The 249-nt window shown below is 54.2% G+C and carries 1 pseudogene; it reads right to left on the reverse strand.

The window, feature by feature from the left end:
• Nucleotides 1-249: pseudogene (locus ACRHNM_RS17585) on the reverse strand (Fe-S cluster assembly protein SufD); the annotation flags it as partial.

Here is a 249-nt window from a genome sequence, read left to right on the forward strand (position 1 = left end):
GCGACCTTGTTAAAATACACGTCGATGATCGGGCGGTACATGGGCTTGTTCAGCGCGGCGCTCATCAGGCAGATATCCACCCCGTCGTGGGTGGTCTCCGAGAGGTAGGAACTGTAAATTCCGTCGATAAATACGATTTTATACGTATCCACCTCGTGCAGGAAGTACTGCTTCACTTCCCGGTAGTCCAAGGTGCTGTCCTCCTTGGGAAACAGGCTGGAATCCACCTTTTGCAGCGGGCCCAGGGAG

This window comes from Psychroserpens mesophilus (assembly GCF_050617655.1).
In the GTDB taxonomy this organism is placed as follows: domain Bacteria; phylum Bacteroidota; class Bacteroidia; order Flavobacteriales; family Flavobacteriaceae; genus Psychroserpens; species Psychroserpens mesophilus_A.